Below are 3,767 nucleotides of genomic sequence, written 5' to 3'. Positions count from 1 at the left end.
GCCCCGCCCGACCCCTCCAATGCGACGGTGGCCATCCATCAGGCGATGGCCGCGCGCGCCGACCCGTGGCCGTCCGCCACGGTGATCCGCACCGCCGTCACCGTCGCCGAGGCGCTGCAGGCCGTCCAGAGCCACCTGGACTGACCGGGCCACCTGGACTCACCCGGGCCTCTACCTGGACTCACCGGGCGGATAGGACGACGACCGACGCGCGCGCCGGCAGGTCGGTCGGGAAGTCGGGGCGGCGCGGCGCCGGCGGGCTGCTACTTGTCGATGCGGGTTGCGTAGACGGCCGCCTGGGTGCGGCTGGACAGCTCCAGCTTCTCCAGGATCGCCGAGACGTAGTTCTTGACGGTCTTCTCGGACAGGTGGATCCGCCCGGCGATCTGCCGGTTGGTCAGACCCTCGGCGATCAGGACGAGGATCTGGCGCTCCCGCTCGCCCAGAGCCGCGAGCTTGCGGTCCTCCGCCGGGCCCTCCCGCAGCCGGGTCAGCACCCGCTGGGTGACCGCCGGGTCGAGCAGGGAACGACCGGCGGCGATCGTGCGGATCGCCCCGACCAGGTCGGTGCCCTTGATCTGCTTGAGCAGGTAACCGGCGGCCCCGGCCATGATCGCGGCGAACAGTGCGTCGTCGTCGTCGTACGAGGTGAGGATCAGGCAGCCGATGTCGGGATGCGCCGAGCGCAGGTCGCGGCAGACGTCGATGCCGTTGCCGTCCTCCAGCCGCGCGTCGAGCACCGCCACGTTCGGTCTGGTGGCGGGGATCCGGCGCAGCGCCTCGGCCGCGGTGGAGGCCTCGCCGACGACGTCGACGTCCTCGGTTTCGGAGAGCATCTCGCGAATGCCCCGGCGGACGATCTCGTGGTCATCCAGGAGGAAGACCCGTACGGTACTCACAGGGTGACGATACCGCCGGTGATGCGTGCCCCGGCCCGAATCGCCGGGTGACCCCCCTCGAAGGGGCCGCTGCCTCAGAGCCGGTCGACGGCCCTCACCCGGACCATCGCCACCCCGGCCTCGTCGGAGGCAGCGAGATCGATCTCGGCACTGATCCCCCAGTCGTGGTCCCCGGCCGGATCGTCGAAGATCTGCCGCGCCGTCCACACCCCCGGGGCCTCGTCGAGCAGCAGCAACCCCGGCCCGCGCGCGTCCGGACCGGTGCCGATCTCGTCGTGCTCGCCGTAGTAACCCGCCAGCGCCTGCGCCCAGCCCGCCGCGTCGAACACCGGGCCCTCCCCGGCCGACACCCCCGCCGCCGGGCCATCCAACTCGCCCAGCAGGTCGTAGCGGCGCAACGCGGCCAGCTCCACCCGACGGAACAGCGCGTTGCGGACCAGCACCCGAAACGCCCGAATGTTGCCCGTCACCGCCGGCGGCCGATCGTCGACCGCCCCCACCCCGCCCACCGCGGCCGCCTCCGGATCGGGGTTACTCAGCCGCTCCCACTCGTCGAGCAGGCTGGAGTCGGTCTGGCGCACCAGCTCCCCGAGCCACTCGGTGAGGTCGACGACCTCCTCGGTGCGGGCGTCCTCCGGCACCGTCTGGCGCAACGCCTTGTAGGCGTCGGCGAAGTAGCGCAGCAGCAGCCCCTCGGAGCGGGCCAGCCCGTAGAACGCCACATACTCGGCGAACGTCATCGCCCGCTCGAACAGCTCCCGGGCCACCGACTTCGGCGCCAGCTCGTAGTCGTCGACCCAGGGATGACCCTGCCGGTACGTCGCGAACGCCGCGGCGAGCAGCTCACCCAACGGCTGCGGATAGGTGACCTCCTCCAGCAGTTCCATCCGCCGGTCGTACTCGATCCCCTCGGCCTTCATCGCCGCCACCGCCTCCCCCCGCGCCTTGCTCAACTGCGCGTGCAGCACCTGACGGGGGTTGTCCAACGTCGACTCCAACACCGACAGCACATCGAGGGCGTAGGCCGGCGACGCCGGATCGAGCAGCTCCAACGCGGCCAGCGCGAACGGTGACAGCGGCTGGTTGAGCGCGAAATCAAGCTGCAGATCCCCGGTCACCCGCACATTGCGGCCCAGCTCGTCGGGGGAGTCGAGCTTCTCCACCACACCGGCGGCCAGCAGCGCCCGGTAGATCGCGATCGCCCGGTGGATCAACCGGCGCTGCGTCGCACGATCCGAATGATTGTCGGTGAGCAGATGACGCATCGACGAGAACGCGTCCCCGGGCCGGTTGACGACGTTGAGCAGCATCGCGTGCGTCACCGTGAACTGCGACGTCAACGGCTCCGGCTCGGCGCCGACAAGACGCTCGAACGTCGGCTCCCCGTAGCCGACGGTGCCCTCCGGCGGCTTCTTGCGCACCACCTTGCGCCGCTTCTTCGGATCGTCGCCGGCCTTCGCCAACGCCCGCATGTTGTCCACCACATGATCGGGCGCCTGCACGACGACGTTACCCACCGAGTCGTACCCGGCCCGCCCCGCCCGCCCGGCGATCTGATGGAACTCCCGCGCCGAGAGCAACCGCACCCGGGTCCCGTCGTACTTCGACAACGACGTGAACACCACCGTGCGGATCGGCACGTTGATCCCCACCCCGAGCGTGTCCGTCCCGCAGATCACCTTCAGCAGTCCCGCCTGCGCGAGCTGCTCGACCAGGCGGCGGTACTTCGGCAGCATCCCCGCGTGATGCACCCCGATGCCATGGCGCACCAGCCGGGAGAGCACCTTGCCGAACCCGGCGGCGAACCGGAAGTTCCCGATCGTCGCCGCGATCGCGTCCTTCTCCGCCCGCGACGACACGTTCACACTCATCAACGCCTGCGCCCGCTCCAACGCCTGCGCCTGGGTGAAGTGCACGACGTACACCGGCGCCTGATGGGTCTCCAGCAGCTCACCGATCGTCTCGTGCAGCGGCGTCGTGACGAACCGGTAGAACAACGGCACCGGCCGCTGCGCCGAACGCACCACCGCCGTGGGCCGCCCGGTGCGCCGGGTCAGATCCGCCTCGAACATCGACACGTCGCCGAGCGTCGCCGACATCAGCACGAACTGGGTGCCCGGCAGCTCCAGCAGCGGCACCTGCCACGCCCACCCCCGCTCCGGATCGGCGTAGTAGTGGAACTCGTCCATGACGACCTGACCGGCGTCGGCGGCCACCCCGTCGCGCAATGCGATGTTCGCCAGCACCTCCGCCGTGCAACAGATGATCGGCGCCGTGTCGTTCACACTGGCGTCCCCGGTCATCATCCCGACGTTCGCCGCCCCGAACATCGCGCACAGCGCGAAGAACTTCTCCGACACCAACGCCTTGATCGGCGCGGTGTAGAACGTCCGCCGCCCGGCGGCCAACGCCGCGAAGTGCGCCCCGGCCGCCACCAGGCTCTTCCCCGACCCCGTCGGCGTCGCCAGGATGACGTTCGACCCGGAGACGATCTCGATGAGCGCCTCGGACTGGGCGGGATAGAGCTCCAGGCCCTGCTCCCCGACCCAGGCGGTGAAGGCGTCGTAGAGGGTGTCCGGATCCGGATAGAGAGTGTCCGGATCCGGCCCGCCGGGTACATGCTCAGCGGCGCCGGCCGCCGGGATCGCGGATGCGGGAAGGTGGTCGGTGAGTGTCATGGTCCCTCGATCGTGCCTGACGCGCGGCGCGTCCGACCGACGGGCACACCCCCGTCTACTGTTTGGTGCGGACCCGAACCGGTTCCGGTGGCCAGCACCCGTGACCAGGCTCGGAGAACCGACGAGGGTTTCCGGGTATCCGACGAACCTCGTGAGAGGAAATATGTGTTCTCCGAACCGACATCCCTAC

The 3,767-nt window shown here is 70.1% G+C and carries 2 protein-coding genes; both read right to left on the bottom strand.

The window, feature by feature from the left end; translation table 11 throughout:
- Positions 1-263 precede the first annotated feature (263 nt).
- Positions 264-899, bottom strand: coding sequence for a response regulator (locus NBZ85_RS28855; protein ID WP_261560763.1), 636 nt, complete (start codon positions 897-899; stop codon positions 264-266).
- Positions 900-973: 74 nt separating this feature from the next.
- On the bottom strand, positions 974-3,577 hold the full coding sequence (locus tag NBZ85_RS28850; protein ID WP_261563107.1) for a DEAD/DEAH box helicase: 2,604 nt from the start codon (positions 3,575-3,577) through the stop codon (positions 974-976).
- Between the last annotated feature and the right edge of the window lie 190 nt (positions 3,578-3,767).

The organism is Frankia tisae (genome assembly GCF_025403405.1).
GTDB classification, from domain to species: Bacteria; Actinomycetota; Actinomycetes; order Frankiales; family Frankiaceae; genus Frankia; species Frankia tisai.
Note: the sequence above shows the minus strand (reverse complement) of the source record. Positions and strands in the feature narration are given on the sequence as shown.

Bases quoted from the DNA above. Each gene is read 5' to 3' on its own strand.
- NBZ85_RS28850 (WP_261563107.1), bottom strand. From the start codon at position 3,577: ATGACACTCACCGACCACCTTCCCGCATCCGCGATCCCGGCGGCCGGC.